This window comes from Pseudooceanicola batsensis HTCC2597 (genome assembly GCF_000152725.1).
Lineage (GTDB): Bacteria > Pseudomonadota > Alphaproteobacteria > Rhodobacterales > Rhodobacteraceae > Pseudooceanicola > Pseudooceanicola batsensis.
In genome coordinates this window covers 2610959-2628203 of the sequence record NZ_CH724131.1, presented here as the reverse complement: position 1 = coordinate 2628203, position 17245 = coordinate 2610959, and the positions used below count along the sequence as shown (strand labels likewise).

The window sequence follows — 17245 nt, the reverse complement described above, 5'->3', positions numbered from 1 at the left end:
CGCCCGCGCGGCTCCATGCAAGCCGGAAGATACTTTCGCGGATGCTGAGCCATCCGACGCTATGCAGTCTTGCCTGTCGAGCGTCGGGTCGTGGCCGGGTGCAAGAGCGCGCTTAATCGCGTTGATGGTGTTCGCAAATTCGGCCGGGGCACATCGCGGCTGGGTCAGATGACAGGTCTCCTGAAGTTGAACCGCAGCACCTGCGGACACGATGGATGTGCTGCCGAGATCGATCCCAAATATTGTTTCGTTATAAATACGCGCTTTGACCGCGGACGAAATGCTCACTGCAATCCCAGTCGGACAGTAAAATTATGCATCGAGTCTCACGAGTGCGCTTGCGAGCGCATGCTCGGCTACGAAGCGCATCGCGTGTCCCGCCTCGATCTTCTTGAGCGCAGCCTCGATCTTGGTCCCGTAATGGGTCGTTTTCCAGTGGCGCGATGCGGTGTTGGAGACGACCACGTAGTCGGTCTCGTCGGTCACCGTGTTCTTGAGCGTGCCGCCGCGGCGCGCGATCTCGTCACCGATGAGAGAGCGGGGGCCCATGCTCATCTTGCCCGTCAGCACGAAGACCTTCCCCTTGAGGTCGATCGCGCAGGCATCGGTGATCGGGTCAGTCGGCGCCAGCACGCCGCCGATATTGGCGACACCCGTATCTGCGTGCCCGTCGGTGACCAGCTCGGCAATCCACTCGCGGATCTCCTCGGCCTCCTCCTCGTCGAGCACGGCATCGGCGAGGGCCTTGTCCACCGCCCAGCGCAGATGCGCGAAGATTGGCGCCTCCGCGAGCGTCGGGTCGGAATGGAAACGCGCATGGATCTTGCGGGCTTCCGTGGAGGTGATCCGGCCGTCGCAGATGATGCCGGCGCAGAACCCAAGGAAGGTGTTGATCACGTCCTTTTCGGCGGCGAGCTCGGGGTCATCGAGGCTTTCGCGGAGCGCGTCACACTGGATCGAGATCGCGGTCATGAGGTCGCCTTCGGCGTCCTCGAGTGCTTCCGCCAGCATGTCCGTGACCCGGTTCTCTCCGGCATCACCGAAGAAGGCGTCGATCTCGCGCGCCTCGGCGACCAGCGCGTCGGACTCGCCTTCCTCAATGCCGTCCGAGGCCGCGACACCCTCGAGGAAGCCCAGCCAATAGAAGCCGCGCTTGCGCGTCGTCGCCGTGCGGTTGAAGCAGTCATAGGCTTGGTCCTCGCGCCACTGCTCGATGCGGGCCAGGGCCTGCTCCGATAGGGAAGGCTTCGGGCCCTTCTCGACCGCGGCCGTATCCGGGGAGGCGTAGGTCGGCCCAGCCTCTTCGAAGAGCCGGCCTTGGCGTGCGTCAGCCGAATCCGTTTTCGCGGCTGCCTTTGCGGCCTTCTTGGCCTCGGCCTCTTCTGCCGCTTCCGCTTTTGCGGCGGCTTCTGCCTCTGCGGCGCGCGCCGCGGCCTCTTCGGCCGCCTTCCGGGCCCGCTCGACTGCCTCGGCACGGGCTTGCTGGCGCTCCGCCTCCTCGGTCTTCGCGCGCGCCAGCGCGGCGTCGAGCGCGGCGCGCAGCTTTTCGATCTGCCCGCGCGGATCACGGAACCAGTCGGTCGACCAGATCCGGTGGAAATGCCAGCCGAGGCCCTCGAGGACCTGCTGGCGCAGCCGATCGCGATCGCGGCTCGAGCGCGCGCTGTGATAGGGCGCGCCGTCGCATTCCACCGCAAGAATGAAGCCGTAGGGCCAGTCCGGGTGGCGCACGCCGATGTCGATCTTGAAGCCCGAGGCACCGACCTGCGGCACGGCCTCGTAGCCCGCCGCCTCGATCTGGGAGATCACGAAATCCTCGAACGGGCTGTCGGTCTCGCCACGCTCGACTTGGATGTCGCCGAGCTGGCCGGTTCGCGAGAACTCGAGCCAGGCGCGCAGCATCTGCACGCCGTAGGCCTTGCCATCGGCCTGGATGTCGGTGGGCACCATCGAGGAGTAGGTGACGATCTTCTCCTTGGCGCGCGAGAAGAGCACATTGAGGCGGCGATGGCCGTGCACCGAGTTGACGGGGCCGAAGCGTTGGTAAGTCTTGCCGGTCTCCGGGTCGGGTCCATAGAGCGTCGAGATCATGATCACGTCGCGCTCGTCGCCCTGGATCGTCTCGAGGTTCTTGACGAAGAACTCCTCGAGTCCGTCGTCCTTTTCCGCCCAGCGCTCAATATAGGCCTCGACATGCGGGTTGCGGGCGCGCTCGCGCTCGAACTCGGTGACGATGAGCTCGGTCTGGTCCTTGTTCATCGTCGCGAGGCCGAGCGAGCGCTCCGGGTGGTCGCGCATGTGCTGGATTGCCCCGGCCACGATGGCGCGGGCTTCGGGGATGTTGCGGCCTTTGCGATACTCACCCTCGACCTTGACAAGCTCCACGCCGAGCTCAGGGTCGCCATCGCGGGCGGCCGGGAAGATTGTGAGCTGGCCGTCATAGACCATCTTGTTCGAGATCGCGATGAGGTTGGGGTGGCGCGAGCGGTAGTGCCAGCGCAGCTGGCGCACCGGCGTGAAGGTCGTGTTCGCCATGTCGAGGATGCTTTCGCTGTCGGTGCGGACATCCTCGTCCTCGTCGGCATCGTCGAGCACTTTGGAGAAGAAGTTGGTGGGGGGCAGCTGCTTGGTGTCGCCGACAATGACGACCTGGCGGGCGCGCATGATCGCTCCCAGAGCATTCTCCGGCGTCATTTGCGAGGCCTCGTCGATCACCACGAGATCGAAGGCGAACTGGCCGTGCAGGTATTGCGCCACGGCAAGCGGCGACATCATCCAGCAGGGCTTGAGGTCGATTAGCGCGGCACCCGCGCGGGCAGTGAGATCCCGCACGCCGACCCGGTTGCGCTGCTTGTTCAGCTCGTGCCGGATGAGGCTCATATCGGTATAGGTGCCGACCTTGCCGATGCCATTGCCGGTGGGCGGGTGGCTGTTCTCTATGAGTTCCTCGCGGATCGCGAGGCGTGATAGATCAGTAAGTTCGTGATCGATCCGAGCGATATCGCGGCGCAGGCGATCGAGGTCGGCGCCGTCGTAGGTATCGAGCGTGCGGCCGAAACGCGCCTGCACATGGTCAGTCAGACTGCGTGCGTAGATCGCCTCGACAACCTCGGGCAGGTGCGCGCGATGGGAGTGATTGTCCTCGCTCTGCACCCAGTCTGTCAGCGGCCGGAGACCCCGCGCCTCAAGCGCGGCGAGCGCGCGCAGGAGGCGCGCCTGGTCGACGAGTCCTTCTGCGCGGCGGGCGGCATCGTGGAGATCCGGCAGGCGGCCGGCCAATGCGTGCAGGGCCGTTTCCGGATCATCGCCATCGGCACAGGGGAGGGAGATTTCGCCCGCGACCGCGGCCGCCTCCTTGGCGAGCTCCGCGTGGCGCGCGAATACCCGGTCTGCCTCCTCGATGAGGGACGCATCGGCGCCGCGGCGCATGAGGCTGATACCCGCGCGCGGTTGCGGCAGTTGGGCGATGGCCTCGGCCAGCAGGATGGCGGTGCGGATCGCGTCGGTGGACTCGATCCCGGCGAGAAGCTCGGCGGCGCGTGAACGGCCCGCGGCCTGGTGCGCGTCGGCGCGCTGGGCACGCGCAGCGCGTGCCCGTTCGATCAACGCGGCGTCGAGCGTGGACCGCTCCCTGAAAGACAGACAGAGCGTCGAGACCATCTCGCGCTCGCTGCGGGCGGCATCGAGTTGCTCTTCCGCGGAGGATAGTTGAGCCACGAGGCCTGTAAGCGACGTGGGCGGCATGTCGGCCTCGGCCACGAGGTCGCGGAGCGACTGGAGAGGGCCGGTCTCGAGCGCATAGCGCAGGCGGTCGTCGCCCTGCGAAAGCTGCCCCACGGTCTCGTGGAAGACTGCCAGCGCATCGAGGAGCTCGGGGTCGCTGTCCACGCCCTTGAAGAATGTGCCGAGCTGCGTGGAGAGCCGCGTGTCGGCGGCTAAAGCGTCGCGCTTCTCCGCCCACCGGGCATAGTCGCGCAGCGCAGACGCGGCCGCCGGGCGCCCGGCTTTCGTGTCTCCACCCAGCGTCTCGCTGTAGAGTGCCCAAGCGGCCTTGTAGCGCCCCGAGAGGAACCGGAAGAGGCCGGCCGCGTCGATGGCATCGGCGGCGGCTTTGAGATCGGTGGGTGAGTGGGTTCCGGCGCGCGGCAGGCGCTGGCGAATTGTATCGCGCTCTCTCGCGAGAGCGCGCTGGCTGGCGGCCGCTTCCCGGGCGGTCGCAGGCACAAGGCGCGCCTCATCGGCCAGCCGGCGATCGAGCACAGGCTGTGGTGCGCTGAGCAGGCGTTGGGCATCGAGCCGAAGGTCCGACAATGTCAGCCCCTCGTCCTCGGAAATCTTGGCCCAGCGCGCGGGCAGCGCGGCCGCAAGATCGCGCTGGTGGGCAAGCGTGTCGCGCTGGGCGTCGAGGCGCTCGATCTCCACTGCCATGGCGGCGGGATCGATTGTGCCATTCTGGCGCTTGGCCATCTCCGCGGCCGATGCGAGGGTGGCATCCACATCATCCGCGTCCGGATCGGACAGGATCTCTGCGAGCTCTTTGTCCGCGGCGTGGGCCGCATCACGGGCCTCGCAGACATCATGTGCGGCGCGGCGCATCTCCGTGTCGAGGAAACGGTCGACCAGATCGGCATCGGCTTCAGGATTTCCGACGATGGCGGCGAGCGCCGCGCCGGTCTGTGCCGCACGGGCGAGCACCGGGTCTTCGGGCAGATAGGGGCGCAGCGGGCTGTCCTCGGCATCGGCGCGGAACGCTTCGATGGCGCGCGCGAGCGCGGCGAGGTCCGTAGCGATGTCCTCGGCCTCGTCGGCGCGCAGCGGCGCCTTACGGGCTTCCCGCCAGAGCGTGGCGATGCGGTCGGCGCCGTCGAGCCGGTCGACGACCATGCGGGCGTCGCCGTCAATTTCGGTCCGTGTTTCCTTGTCGAGGGTCTCGGGGGCGGCAATCCGCAGGCGTCGAATGTCGCGCGGCAGGCCGTCGATGTGCGAGGCCGTCGAGATCGCGCGGCCAACGGCTTCGTGCACGGTCAGACCGCATGCGTCGAGCTTGGTGCCGAGGGTATCGAGATAAGCCTGCATCTCCGAGCGCCGCCGGGTAAGCGCCTCGTGGCGGGCCCGATGCGCCTCGGCCGACCCGGACGGCGGCCGCTCCATCATCAACCTGTCTTCGAGGCTCTGGAACACGGCGTCGCGCGAGCCGCGGCCGGCTTGCAGCGGCAGGATGAACTCGCCGAGGCCCGCGGCGTCGAGGCGGTTGCGCACCACATCGAGCGCGGTCAGCTTTTCGGCCACGAACAGGACCTTCTTCCCGTCCGCCATGGCAGAGGCGATCAGGTTGACGATGGTCTGGCTTTTGCCTGAACCGGGAGGGCCTTCGATGGCAACGTTCGTCCCGTTGGCGACATCGACAAGGGAGGAAAACTGGGAGGCGTCCGCGTCCATAACGAGGCGGGGAACCTGGCGCTCCACCTCCGGATCGTCTGTGTCATAGACCTCGGCATAAGTGGTGCCGTCTCCTCCCACGGAGGAGAGCATGGTTTCAATCAGTGGGCTCTCTACCACGTGGCCGTTGTCGGGATCGAGGTCGCGATACATGGCGATGCGAGAAGAGGGGAAGACACCGACCAGCGCTTCGCGGCGCACGGACCAGTGCCAGCCCGAGGGTGCGAGATCAGCCACGGCTTCGAGGTAGTCCTCCACGGAGCCTTCTTCATAGGGCGGCAGCTCCAGGCCGAACTGCGCGCTGAGCGTCTGAGCGAGTGTCGTGTTCAGGCCGAGCTCGTTCTCGCCGCAGATGTGATATTCGGCCCCGCCCGGCGCTTTTTTCCGGGACATCCGGACCTCAAGGAGCAGGAGGGGAGAGCGCGCCGGGGTCCGGGACGACCCTGGCTCGTTCCATTCCAGAATGCCGAAGACGGCGTGGAGCACGTTGACGCCGGTCTCGCGCTCGAAGGCGTGGCCGCGGTCATGGAGCGAGCGGCCGACCCGGTCGAGCCGCTCGGGCAGCAGCAGCGTCTGGATGTCGGCATCGTCGTGCCGTCCGTCGTCGGGGCTCTCGCTCCGCTCGGGCAGAATGTAATCGGGGGAGATGCCGTGATTGCGGGCATGCGCGGCCAGCGACGGGTTCTCCTCTGTCTGTCTTTCGGGCAGGCCAAGCTCGGCCCGCACCCGGTCCTTGAGCGCCCGCTCGAGGTCGAGCTCTTTCTGGGCGTAGTCGGAATCGGTCGGATCGAGTGCCGCGGAGTCTTCGAGGTGCTTCTCGTCGGTCGTGCGCGCGATCTCGAGCGCGTCGAGGAATTCGTCCGTCTGTTCGTCGGGCAGCGGCTCGTCGATTGGCGGCAGGGCCACGAGCCGCATCGGGCGCTGGTTGTGCAGTCGCTCGGCCAGCACATCGGGCAACTCGTCAACGAAGCGAATGAGACTCGACGAGTTCTGGCGGAACGGGACCTGGATGAGTGGATTGCGGCGCGAACTGTCGAGGAGACGCGCCCGCAGGTGCTGAATGCGGGATCGAACGATATCGCCGATGCCCTGCGCTTTGCTGTCGCGATTTTCTGCGGCAGCGTCTTCTGCGGCGTCTTCGGCGAAATGGTTCTCGGTCATGATCCCTCCTGGCCTCTGTTTAATGGATATTGGCCACAGGCCTGATTGCCAAAGGAAAAGGCCGATTTCGTGACATTAGGGGTGCGATTGCATTGGCGAAAGACAGAGGCGGGCCGGCTTTATTGCCGCCTACCTCTGGTAGGCGCTGATCACGCCAGAGGTGGCCCGGCGCCCTGCGGCACGGCTTTTCGGCCAGCACCATGAGCTGGACTGCACATAGGAGACCGCGCGGCATTGGGCATATTCAAGACAGATCTGCTTGCAGCGCGCAAAGCTGATCCCGCGGATGCCGTCAGTGGTGAGATCGCTGCCGAGGAAGTCGGTGCCGGGGAGCTCGACCATGCTCGGGCGGGCCGGTTGCGGCGTCTGTGCGAAGGGACATCCACGGACGAGTTCGGCCAGCCGTTCGTCGCGGAGGGTCTGCTGGAAGCCGAAGAAGATGTCGCCGCTCGGCGCCACGACGCGTGCCCCGATCTTCCGCGCTGTCGCGACGGCCACGGCGAGGCGGGGCGGAACCTCGAAGACAATCCGCCCGCGCATGTTGCTGCGCTCGACGACATCCCAGGTCTGGACGGGATGCCAGGTGCCGTTGATCGCGATCTCGAATGCGTCGTAGGCGGCGAGTGCCGGCTCATGGAGATCGGCCACGCCTGCCGTTCCGGCATCGGTGCAGAAGAGAGTGAGAAAGCTGTCCCCGGTGCTGGCGATCTGGCTCAGGCGCAGCGCGATGTCGCCGTTGACGTTAATGTATTCGGCGCGCTCATCGTAGATGCCATTCGTGACGACGCGCCAGGCTTCGAGATCTCGTCGAGGCACCCACAGGATGTCGTCATGCTCGATTACGGAGATCGCCTCGAACAGCTCTGGTTCGACGCGGTGGGAGCGAAGATATTCCGAGAGGATGCCCGAGAGCGCCTGTCCCAGGGCCGCGCCCTGCTGACCGTCGAGATCGCTGTCGTATAGGCCGAACTGATGAATGCCGATACGCGCCCCCTCGGGGAGGTAACGATAGTCGGCAGCGAGATAGGCATAGACGCAGGCGCTTGCGCAAACGGCGTTGGGCAGATCGGAGGAGCCCACCTCGGCAGAGACGATCGCGGGGATGTCGGCAATGAAGCCGCCGAGCTCCAGGCTTTCCATGAGAGAGCCGCCGGGGCTGTCGAACATGAAGAGCACGTCGCGGACATCGCTGGTGTCGGCCGCTTCGAGAGCCGCTCTCAACTTCTCGGTGTCGCCGGCGACGATCTCCCCGATTGCGGTGATGTGGAGGGTAGGCTCTCGTATCGGCCTGAGGTCGAGACGTTCAATGGAAAATTCCATTGCTGCGAGGCCGCCCGGCAAGAGGGAGAGGATTAAAACGATAAACTGGATTGCACTGCGCAAGAATTTCCCTCCGAGAAGGCATCGGGTGCCAAGGATTGATCGGCTACCCCCCGAGCGGATTACTTTATACTTTAGTGCCTGTAAGGCCGAAGGTCGACGATCGGAGGTCCCTCCGGCGCTGATGCTAATCTCGAAGATCAGATCGGCGTTTTGGGACGTCCAGCAGCATCTACCCGGGCCCCTTTAACCACCGCTGAGACGATGGATGGACAACTCGCCATACTTCCCTGCGTTCTCCGAGAACGCTGCGATCGCTACTGCCTGCAACCCGAGGTCTCTAACAAGCTCGGACAGTTCCGCGATCGAGTCCTCCCAAGTGTCGGGGACGATAAGGAAGGCCTGAGGATGCGCGCGTGCTCGCAACGCCGCCATGGAAAGTATTTCGATGAGATACCTTCGATGGCGCTTGCTGCGGTGCGCTTTGCACTCGATTGCCGCGACAATCTTGCCATCACGCAAGACGGTGAAATCAGACGGCACCAAGCTATCCCTTGGACTTCTCACTACCTCGACATCGTTGCCGAGTTCGAGCGCTGCGGGGGTCTTGCGAAGAAACCGATAGACCTGCTCTTCGAACGCTTGGGCACGCTTGACCCGCTCATGGGCCGTGACGCCCCGTCCTCCCCCTGCGGCCTGCACATGCTCAAGTGCCTTGCGAAGGTCTCCGCGAGAGACCTCGCCAGAGAAAAATTTTGGCGTCAGGCTCTGGGCTAAGTCGCTGGAAAGAATTGAGATCTGAGAGAGTGTCAGGACGCCAGTCATGGGAATGTCCGGATTCTCGTGTTCGAGCGCTTCCGGCGCATTCCGTTTCATCCAATTTACAGCTGCAAGAGGGTTCCTGAGGCTTGAGGGATCGACGCCGCGCAGCTTTGCAACGTGTGCAAGCACTTGGCTGCGATCTTCGAAACCAAACCGGGACGGGTCGTCCAGCGAGGCGGAGAGCGCCTTTCCGAAGCCGATCCAGTTCCGGATCTTTGCGAGTGCCTCGAGGCTTGGATCTGATGTCATGGATGGAAGATAGCAAAAATGACTCACAGAAACAGCAGGATGATGTTTAGTATTACTAACGAATCAGGGTGTATGGCATGAAAATGGACCGGAAATCGCATCCGGTCGCGCGGAACGTCCAGAAGCGTGGGCAGCTCAAGAAAGCTCACTATACTTCAGCGGGAGGCGCGCATCTGATGCAGCTGGAGAGCCGACTGGAGGCAAGCGGCGCAATCGCTATGGGGCTCGACCCCAGGGTCCGGTCTCTGCGCTCACAGCCCATGACCTTCGATCTCGCGACGGGACGAAACTATCACAGCGTGGACGCTCTTCAGCAAGCCGAGCGGCTCTATGGGTTTCGCGCAGTGAAATACACACCCGATTTCGAGGTGCACCTGGGGAACTCTAAAGTGCTGGTCGAGGTCAAGCACCGCGAGCTAATCACCCTGAACCCCAAGATCCTCAGCTACCCGGAGATCCTCGCGCGCTACGGCTATCGCCTCATCATCATCGACGATCTCCTCCTTGGGGAAAACTACGTTCAGAATTACGGCTCTTAAACACTGCTCTCTGCACGCGAGCACCCGCCAAGAGCGACTCCGAGATGGCGGCATTCTGTGGTGCGGGAAAGCCCTACGGTGATTTCAAGGCAGCGGGATTCAACGAGGCAAGTTTGCTGCGTGCCATCGCAGCGGGGCAGCTCACCTGCGATGTGCGTTCGGCTCGCATCAATCACGACACGCTGATCTTCGCCACAGGAGACACAAGCGCACACCTGAAGGAATTGCCCCTTGTCTGCCGCTAAGCTCGCCGCTCTTCATGGCTGGCGCCGCGATGCGAGCCTGACTTTTGTAGTTCGCGCCGGCAAGTCGGTGACCCTCAGGGATCAGGCCGGGAAGTTGGTGGAGGTGGATTTCCAGCTCTATCGAGACCTCATCGCAGAGGGTTTCGCCACGAAGCCTGATAGCAGCAACGTCATCGACTTCATCCCCGACGAATACGGGCGGCGCAAACAAGAAATGAAGTTGGCAGCCATCCGGCGTGATGCGGAACTCCGTGCGAACGGCAACAGCGCCGCACGCGCATTCGAAATGACCTGCCCCCCGCGAAATCCCTCACCATGATGTAGAGTCTGCGCCAACTCTGAAGGAGCAGTGACCTGCCCCCCGCGAAATCCCTCACCATGATGTAGAGTCTGCGCCAACTCTGAAGGAGCAGACGAATGCGAAAGAGCCGTTTCACCGAGGCGCAGATAATCGGGATGATCAAGGAGCAGGAAGCCGGTATGCCGACAGCCGAGGTGTGCCGCAGGCATGGGCTGAGCACGGCGACCTTCTACAAGCTGAAGTCCAAGTATGGCGGCATGGAAGTGTCCGAGGCGGCCAGGCTGAAAGCCCTCGAGGACGAGAACGCCAAGCTCAAGCGCCTGCTGGCGGATACGATGCTGGACAACGTTGTCTTGAAAGACCTGCTGGGAAAGAGCTGACGACGTTGACCAAGCGGCGAGACGCGGCGCTCCGAGTGATGCGGGATCACGACATCTCGCAGCGCCGGGCCTGCAGGCTGGTCGGTGTCGATCCCAAGACTGTCCGGCGAGACCGCCCGCCGGACAGTGCTGAGATCCGCAAGGAGATGCAGGAGATCGCCGGCAAGCGGCGTCGGTTCGGCTATCGCCGGATCGGCATATTGCTGGAACGCAAGGGCATGATCATGAACCACAAGAAGCTGTATCGCATTTACCGTGAGGAAGGGTTGTCGGTAAAACGGCGCCGCGGCCGGAAACGGACGCGCGGCACCAGAGCACCGATGCCCGTTGCCGCGTGTCCCAACGCGCGCTGGTCCCTGGACTTCGTGTCCGACAGTTTCGGCGCCTCGCGGAAGTTCCGCATCCTCGCCGTAATCGACGACTGCACGCGGGAATGCCTGTGCCTCATCGCGGACACGAGTCTGTCGGGCGCACGAGTGGCCCGGGAACTCAGCGCCCTGATCCGGGTCTACGGACAGCCGGGCTGCATTGTCAGTGATAACGGGACGGAGTTCACCAGTCGGGCCATCCTGAAATGGGCTGACGAGAACAGGGTGCCCTGGCACTACATCGATCCGGGCAAGCCGCAGCAGAACGCCTTCATCGAGAGCTTCAACGGCAGCCTGCGCGACGAGCTCTTGAACGAGGAGATATTCGACAGCCTGGACGATGCACGCCGCAAGCTGGCCTTGTGGCGCTACGATTACAACACGGTCAGGCCACACTCGTCGCTCGGCAACCAGACGCCGCAGCAAGCGCGGCGGGCGCTTGAGCAAATTGAGGGCTCCGCGCCCGGCGCGCTTGCGCCAGACGGAGAACCGGAATACCCAAATCCAAACTGCAGACTCTCGTTATGAATGAGGGACCGGCAGGGGGCAGGTCAGAAATCCTCAAAGGCGAACTGCTGGAAGATGCGCGACACGCTTCTTACGCCCCGTCTTCGTTCAACATTCGCACGCTACAGATGTGGAAGAAGACCTTGGGTGATGAGGGCCCCAACAGGCTAATTCCACACAATCAAGACCAAGGGCAGTTCGGGCCTCGGCATGACGCAGACTATGAAGATTGTGTCTTCGAAGTGCTGGAGCAGCTGCTTCTGAAAAGCGATCGAGTAACGATACGAGTAGCCGCAGCGAAGGCTGAGAAACTCTATCGCGATCGGTATACTGGCACCAAGGAAAAGCTCGGCGACTGTGCTCTGCGATCGTTTCTCTCAGTGATGAATACGCTTCGTGCGGATGACGTCATCAGGGCCCGCCACGATACCGAGACGGCCAAGCGTTTGACGCTACAGGCGCGCTTCTATGCGCGCGTGGAGGTGCCCTTTGACGTAGTGGAGATCGACTCTACCGTGGGTGATGTGTTCCTGTCCGACATTCGAGGCGTCTGCATCGGCCGGCCAGTGATATGTGCCGCGATCGATGCTGCATCCGGTTTTCCCCTCGCAATTCGGATAGACTTGGAATCGGCCAGCGAAAAACTGACGATCCAAACCATTAAGGAAATTATGCTCCCGCGCGGTGAGGAGTTTTTCGAGAGGCTGGGCATAGAGAACCGCATCAACACAGCTGGTGTGCCCCGAGTCCTGGTCTCAGATCAGGGTAGCGAGAACAGCGGAAAATGGCTGCCGGGGATCATCGCACAATCAGGAATGGAATGGGCGAAGAAAATCCCTGGATGCCCGGAGAAGAAGCCGCATGTGGAAAGGTTCTTCCTTGAGCTTAATCGTTATCTCCAAACCTTACCAGGCGCCACGACATCAAAGACGATGCCACACCGTGCTCGGATCGAGAAGGGTATGTTCGAAGCATGCATAACAGTCGAAGAGCTTGAGGGCCTGATCTACAAGTGGATCTACGATGTCTACGCCACGAAAATTCGTCGGTTGATTCACTCGCCTCTACGCGTGGCTGAGTCACCGCTCGATAGCTGGAACCGCATGGTAAATGGTATCGCACAGTTGCCGCTTCAGCCAAACGAAGTGCACCAGATCTTCATGGTCAAAGAAACGAAGCGGTCGCTTCAGCACTACGGACTTGATGTCGGAAACGTGCAATACTCGTCCCCGGAGCTTTGCGAACTCTTGTCTGAGATCGGGCGGAAATCCACAGTCGAAGTGCGCTACGATCCGACAGATATTCGCGCGATTGCGGTCGTCCACAATCGGGATGGCGTCCCCAATCCGATGATCGTCCCTGCAAAAAGCGAACATGTGCTCCCCATCGCATTCAAAGACGTGGCACGCATCAAGAAGCCCAGCGACGAAGCGAAGGCTAAAGATCTGGCAGCCCGCGCTACGGCAGCCGACCTGGCACAAAAGGCCCAGGAACTCGCCGAGCAACGGGGCAAGGGCAAGATCACATCACTGCGCAAGGCGCGCAAAGCAGAGGCCCAGCGCCGTAAGATCACTCAGGTGGTGGAGCGCGCTAAGAGCCCTCCTCTCAAGTCGGCTTCAGTTTCGAAGACGGTGAACCAACCTACTCCCAGGATGGCTGTTCGCCGCCGCGAACAGCGACCACAAATGGACATCTTGGAGTAGACCATGAACAACACCGCCATCTCACTTCTTTCGGAAATTGTGCTGCACGACTCGCTCCGTGGCGCATTGTCCTCCGTCGATTTCTTGTTGAGCACGAACCAAGCGTTCGGAGGGTGCCTGGTGCCCCTCCTCGGCCCCACGCGTGTGGGGAAGAAGTCGGTCGCCCGTCATCTGCTTTCGAACGCAGGGCCCGCCACATCTCTCTTCCCGATGGACGATGTGGTTTATTGCAGCCTGCCCCCGCAATCGAGCGGGAAGTCCATCTATGGTGCCATCTTGGCCGGGATGGGTCAGCGCATCTTGTCCAATGAAAACACGAAGTCGGTCCGGGATCGACTATTCCGTGCAATAGATCAGCTCGGCATCCAGGCCGTCGTGATAGACGAAGTGAACCATCTGATCGAGCGTGGAGCCAACCTTGCCCCTCGAGAGGCCGCCGACCATCTGAAGACCATTGTCGACGAGACCGGCGTCAGCGTCATCGCGGTGGGATTGCCTCGTTTCCAGCGCATTATTGATGAGAACGAGCAACTTCGTGATCGGGCCTGCGCGACCACCATACTCAAACCCTACGACTGGCAGGTGGACGCGGAACGTGACGCTTTTGCTTACACGGTCGACGTTGCTCTGCACAAGCTGGAGCAATCAGGCTTCCCTGTAGCGATAGAGTTCGAGGACATCGTGCGCCGTCTTTACGGAGCTTCCGCGGGGCGTATCCCCGTCATGATGCGCGTGCTGAAACTCTGCGCGCTGGCAACGCGAGAACCTCGGGCCCTGGAGCTCGCTGACTTCGCGCTTGCGGCCCGAGCCATGCAGCAATCCGGTATCCCAACATCGTCCTTTTTCATCGACGAAGAGCCGGACGAGGTGGAAATCTTGCGGTCTTTCGCCTGCACCATGGCTGAGGCCGGTCTTGAGTTCTCCGTCGATAGCCTCGCTGGCCTCGATCTTGCGCATGGGGCTCTCTCTGCATGACCCGATCGACCCGCACCCCGGAAGCGCAGGAAAGCTTGGATGGCTTTCTGCGCCGGCTTGCTGAAATGGAGTTCTGGCCGGAGGTATCAGGCTTTCAGGCGGGTTTCGGGCTGCGCTACGGGCGCCGCATGATCGAAGAAGCCTCGCAGGCGGAAGAGTTGTTGGATTTGGAGCCAGGGACCCTGGCTCCAATTTCGCCGACGGTCGCACCATCGGAACCCTCACGGAGCTGGCGGTTTGAACGGCATCACAGTGCACCCGTCTGCCCAGACTGTCTGGCCACTGGGAAACCGCACCATCAATCTTGGCGCCATGCCTTTGTCACATGCTGTGTCGAACATGGCCTTCGTCTCGTCGATCAGTGCCCGATGTGTCAGGAGATTTTCCTGCCTGGCCGGGGCGGCTACGACTCCTGCCATTGCGGTTGTCCTCTGGATCGTCTTGAACGGATTGCCGCCAATGACGACGAGATCAGGATCTCTGCACTGATCTCGGGGAAGATGCACCCTACTCGCTCCCGCTTGTCCCCGGCACTGGCGTTTCGAACGCCCTCCGATATCGGGGAGTTCATTTTCTTTCTCGCCAGTGGGGGCATGGATGCGGTCACCGGGAAGCAAGGCAAGGCGCCTCTGCCGCGCACCCTCAAAGAAGCGCGCTGTTTTCTCGCGGACACATTTCGTCTTCTGTGCGATTGGCCAACGGCATTTCGAGATGACGTGGCTCGGCGCCTGCAAGAGGGCGAGCCGAGTGCTTCGTCAGCACCGGCCCGGCTCGGACGGTGGTATCAGCGCCTTATGTCCTTCGACGGTGCCGCTTATGCGGATTTCCGGCAGGCATTGGGAGATGTCGTTCGCCAGGAGTTTGACGGGCCGTATATCGGGAATATGCCCGTCGCCGCTTGCGAGCGCGACTGGATCAGCGCTGCCGAATCCTCCCGTATCCTGGGCATTCGTGCTGAGCGTCTGGTGGACGCCGTAGGCCGAGGACAGATAGAAGGACGCCAGGATACGTCCGGTTTTGGGCACCGCCATACGATGTTGCCCCGCGGGACCATTGAGGAAATCCGCGAGAACCGACGCCGCTTCGTCGGGAAGTCCAGCGCGCGGGAATTTCTGGGCATTTCCCGGAAGCAATATGATCTCCTTGGCGAAGCGGGCGGGCTGGCCCAGTGCATTCATGACGCGCCGCCGCCGCTCGTCGAGGGTGCTCATGATCTTGAAGCCATGCGTGCTCTCGTGCACGGCATTGCTTGTTCTGCGCTGGAAACGAAAGCGGACACTGTATCCTTCGCCGATCTCAACCTCCGCTTCACGACAGACAGGGCCGGGCTTATCAAGGTCTTCCAACAGATCATCGATGGTCGACTTCGGCCCGAAGCGGGCAGCACCGAGGGACGCCTCGCAGCGTTTCGCTTCTGTCGGACTGAAGTCGAAACAGTTCTGACCGAGGTCCGGCGTGGCCCTGGTTTGACGGTCCAGCAGGTGGCGCAACTCACGGGCTGGAAGGAGCAGTGCATCGCGGCCTGGTGCAGCCAAGGCCTCCTCGCTCATGAGACCTACGATCATGCTGGTCGCACGGGGCGGACGATTCGGCTCGAGAGCCTGCTTCGGTTCCAGTCCATGTATCTGCCGTTGAGTGAACTCGCCAAGCAGATGGACACGACCTCGCGCTATCTGATCCGCCGCTTGAATGAGGCCGGCATCGAGACAGTAGGGGCCTTCCAAGACGGCAAGGCTTGGCGCGGACACCTTGTTACACAAGCTGCCGTGGCCGGCGCAGTGCTCGATGTCAGCCCGGCTCGAGGGGCATAGCATGATGTTGTGCACCATCGTGGGTCGCACGTGGCGCATTGATCAGTGGACGACCTGCTTGCCCGCAGCAAATCCGCGCCGTGGCCGCTTGGCCGTATGGAGCAACAGGAGGTTCCAAAAGAGATGAACAGCCTCGAGATCCTACTTTCCAGCACCGCCGTTGTCGTTGCAATAGCCGGCAACCTCTACGTCTTGCGCGTTGTCAGGAGGAGTGGTCGGGACCGTCCACACGATCCGGAACGTGTTCAGAAACTAATCGAGAACGCCCCGATGGAACTTCTTGAGAAGGTGTTGGACCGACAACCCGAGTGACCGGCGCGTATCGCTTGTGCGACGAGAACATTCACTACCCCTTATCGGATAGTCGCAAAGGACAAGTAACTTGTGGGCACATGGTCAGTGAGCCAGACCCCGTTGTCCGCCCGGTAAAACTTGTGGCCATCTTGGTGCATAGCCTTCGCGGCAACGGTTAGAACAACCGGCTTCCCATGGCGCCCGCCAACGGTCAGTGCGGTGGCTATGTCAACACTCAGGTGAACCAGCCGTCTGCGTCCCGGTATGATGCCCGCGGAGAAGATCTCGTCAAGATGGGCGCGAGCGGTCCCGTGGAACAGTTCATCGGGTGGGTCTTGGGCTGGCAAACCAAGGTCGACGTCAAGCGAATGGCCTTGCGCAGCTCTGATTCGTTCGCCATCCGAGGAAATCGTGAAGCGCTTCTTGTCGTTTTGCTCGACGATCTCGATCAGATGATCTCGAGTGAGTCTCCGCCCCGCGCGCTTCATGGCGACGAGAAGCTCATCGATCCGGACCCACCCTCCCGGACCCAATTTCAAGCCAACCTCTTCCGGCTTGTGTCGGAGTATCAGGCTTAGAAATCGGCTCTCCCGAGACACATCAATCTTCCCAAATGGCCTGGCCTGCGACGGGTCCGCGGGCGCGGCGGCGTCATCTCCTTATCTTAATGAAAAAGCAGGCGAATCTCTATGTTTTCTGCCGATTTCGGCCACGGGCGCACGGCGAAAAAATATGCGCGCGCGACGCGAAAAAATGTGATCGCGCGTCTCCGGCTAACTGACTACTTTTTATGAATGTCTGACGAAAAATTATCCTCGCCCCTACATTGGTTGTAGGCGCGCGCGTAGTTTTTCGCGGCGTCGCTGCGTGGTCAGGTGACCTATCTCACCTCATCCGAGGGTTGCCTCGTCGGCCTCTCGAAGAGCTTTTTGGAGGCCCTCCGGGTTCCGGATCTCGGCATCGGACGCCCGGCATAACGCGAACGCCTTGTATTGCGGATTTTTCCGGGTGTCTCGGCTTCTTTACGAGGGAAAAGTGGTGCCGCTGAAGGGACTCGAACCCCCGACCCCATCATTACGAATGACGTGCTCTACCAGCTGAGCTACAGCGGCCCCGTGGAGCGGGGCTATA

Annotated in this window: 12 protein-coding genes and 1 tRNA gene; 8 read left to right on the top strand and 5 right to left on the bottom strand. The window is 62.2% G+C overall.

The genetic code is table 11. From position 1 onward, the window contains the following. Window positions 1-312: 312 nt before the first annotated feature. The 3 genes from OB2597_RS16660 to OB2597_RS16650 form a co-directional block, all read right to left on the bottom strand. Window positions 313-6600, bottom strand: coding sequence for a DUF4011 domain-containing protein (locus OB2597_RS16660; protein WP_009806779.1), 6288 nt, complete (start codon window positions 6598-6600; stop codon window positions 313-315). 129 nt (window positions 6601-6729) lie between these two features. Then, window positions 6730-7983 carry a hypothetical protein gene (locus OB2597_RS16655; RefSeq protein ID WP_148234753.1) on the bottom strand — a complete coding sequence of 418 codons (1254 nt, stop codon included), beginning with the start codon at window positions 7981-7983 and terminating at the stop codon, window positions 6730-6732. Window positions 7984-8166: 183 nt separating this feature from the next. Continuing rightward, window positions 8167-8991 carry a hypothetical protein gene (locus OB2597_RS16650; RefSeq protein ID WP_148234752.1) on the bottom strand — a complete coding sequence of 275 codons (825 nt, stop codon included), beginning with the start codon at window positions 8989-8991 and terminating at the stop codon, window positions 8167-8169. A gap of 77 nt (window positions 8992-9068) precedes the next feature. On the opposite strand from OB2597_RS16650, the gene OB2597_RS21040 reads away from it, so the two are divergent. The 8 genes from OB2597_RS21040 to OB2597_RS16600 all read left to right on the top strand — a co-directional run bounded on the left by OB2597_RS21040 (window position 9069) and on the right by OB2597_RS16600 (window position 16132). Further along, window positions 9069-9530, top strand: coding sequence for a hypothetical protein (locus tag OB2597_RS21040; RefSeq protein WP_009806776.1), 462 nt, complete (start codon window positions 9069-9071; stop codon window positions 9528-9530). A 44-nt stretch (window positions 9531-9574) separates the two neighbouring features. Beyond that, complete coding sequence (locus tag OB2597_RS16640; RefSeq protein ID WP_009806775.1) at window positions 9575-9775, top strand: hypothetical protein; 201 nt, start codon at window positions 9575-9577, stop codon at window positions 9773-9775. Continuing rightward, the gene (locus tag OB2597_RS16635; protein ID WP_009806774.1) at window positions 9762-10094 is read left to right on the top strand and encodes a hypothetical protein; all 333 of its coding nucleotides are present in this window, start codon (window positions 9762-9764) and stop codon (window positions 10092-10094) included. The genes OB2597_RS16640 and OB2597_RS16635 overlap by 14 nt, the downstream gene beginning before the upstream one ends. A gap of 98 nt (window positions 10095-10192) precedes the next feature. Further along, a protein-coding gene (locus OB2597_RS16625) for an IS3-like element ISOba2 family transposase (protein ID WP_238529670.1) occupies window positions 10193-11352 on the top strand; the annotation gives its coding sequence in 2 pieces (ribosomal slippage) (window positions 10193-10442 and window positions 10442-11352; 1161 coding nt in all). Next, the gene (locus OB2597_RS16620) at window positions 11349-13034 is read left to right on the top strand and encodes a Mu transposase C-terminal domain-containing protein (protein WP_009806773.1); all 1686 of its coding nucleotides are present in this window, start codon (window positions 11349-11351) and stop codon (window positions 13032-13034) included. Before OB2597_RS16625 ends, OB2597_RS16620 begins: the two co-directional genes overlap by 4 nt. Before the next feature lie 3 nt (window positions 13035-13037). After that, window positions 13038-14009 carry a TniB family NTP-binding protein gene (locus OB2597_RS16615; protein WP_009806772.1) on the top strand — a complete coding sequence of 324 codons (972 nt, stop codon included), beginning with the start codon at window positions 13038-13040 and terminating at the stop codon, window positions 14007-14009. Next, window positions 14006-15820 (top strand): TniQ family protein, encoded by a 1815-nt coding sequence (locus OB2597_RS16605; RefSeq protein ID WP_084658844.1) that lies wholly within the window; start codon window positions 14006-14008, stop codon window positions 15818-15820. Before OB2597_RS16615 ends, OB2597_RS16605 begins: the two co-directional genes overlap by 4 nt. 123 nt (window positions 15821-15943) lie before the next feature. Continuing rightward, window positions 15944-16132, top strand: coding sequence for a hypothetical protein (locus tag OB2597_RS16600; protein WP_040609412.1), 189 nt, complete (start codon window positions 15944-15946; stop codon window positions 16130-16132). A 41-nt stretch (window positions 16133-16173) separates the two neighbouring features. On the opposite strand, the gene OB2597_RS21525 is transcribed toward OB2597_RS16600, so the two are convergent. Together OB2597_RS21525 and OB2597_RS16590 are read right to left on the bottom strand one after the other, a co-directional pair. Beyond that, on the bottom strand, window positions 16174-16713 hold the full coding sequence (locus OB2597_RS21525; protein ID WP_009806768.1) for an RNA 2'-phosphotransferase: 540 nt from the start codon (window positions 16711-16713) through the stop codon (window positions 16174-16176). A 437-nt stretch (window positions 16714-17150) separates the two neighbouring features. Beyond that, window positions 17151-17226 (bottom strand) — tRNA-Thr (locus OB2597_RS16590). Window positions 17227-17245 lie beyond the last annotated feature (19 nt).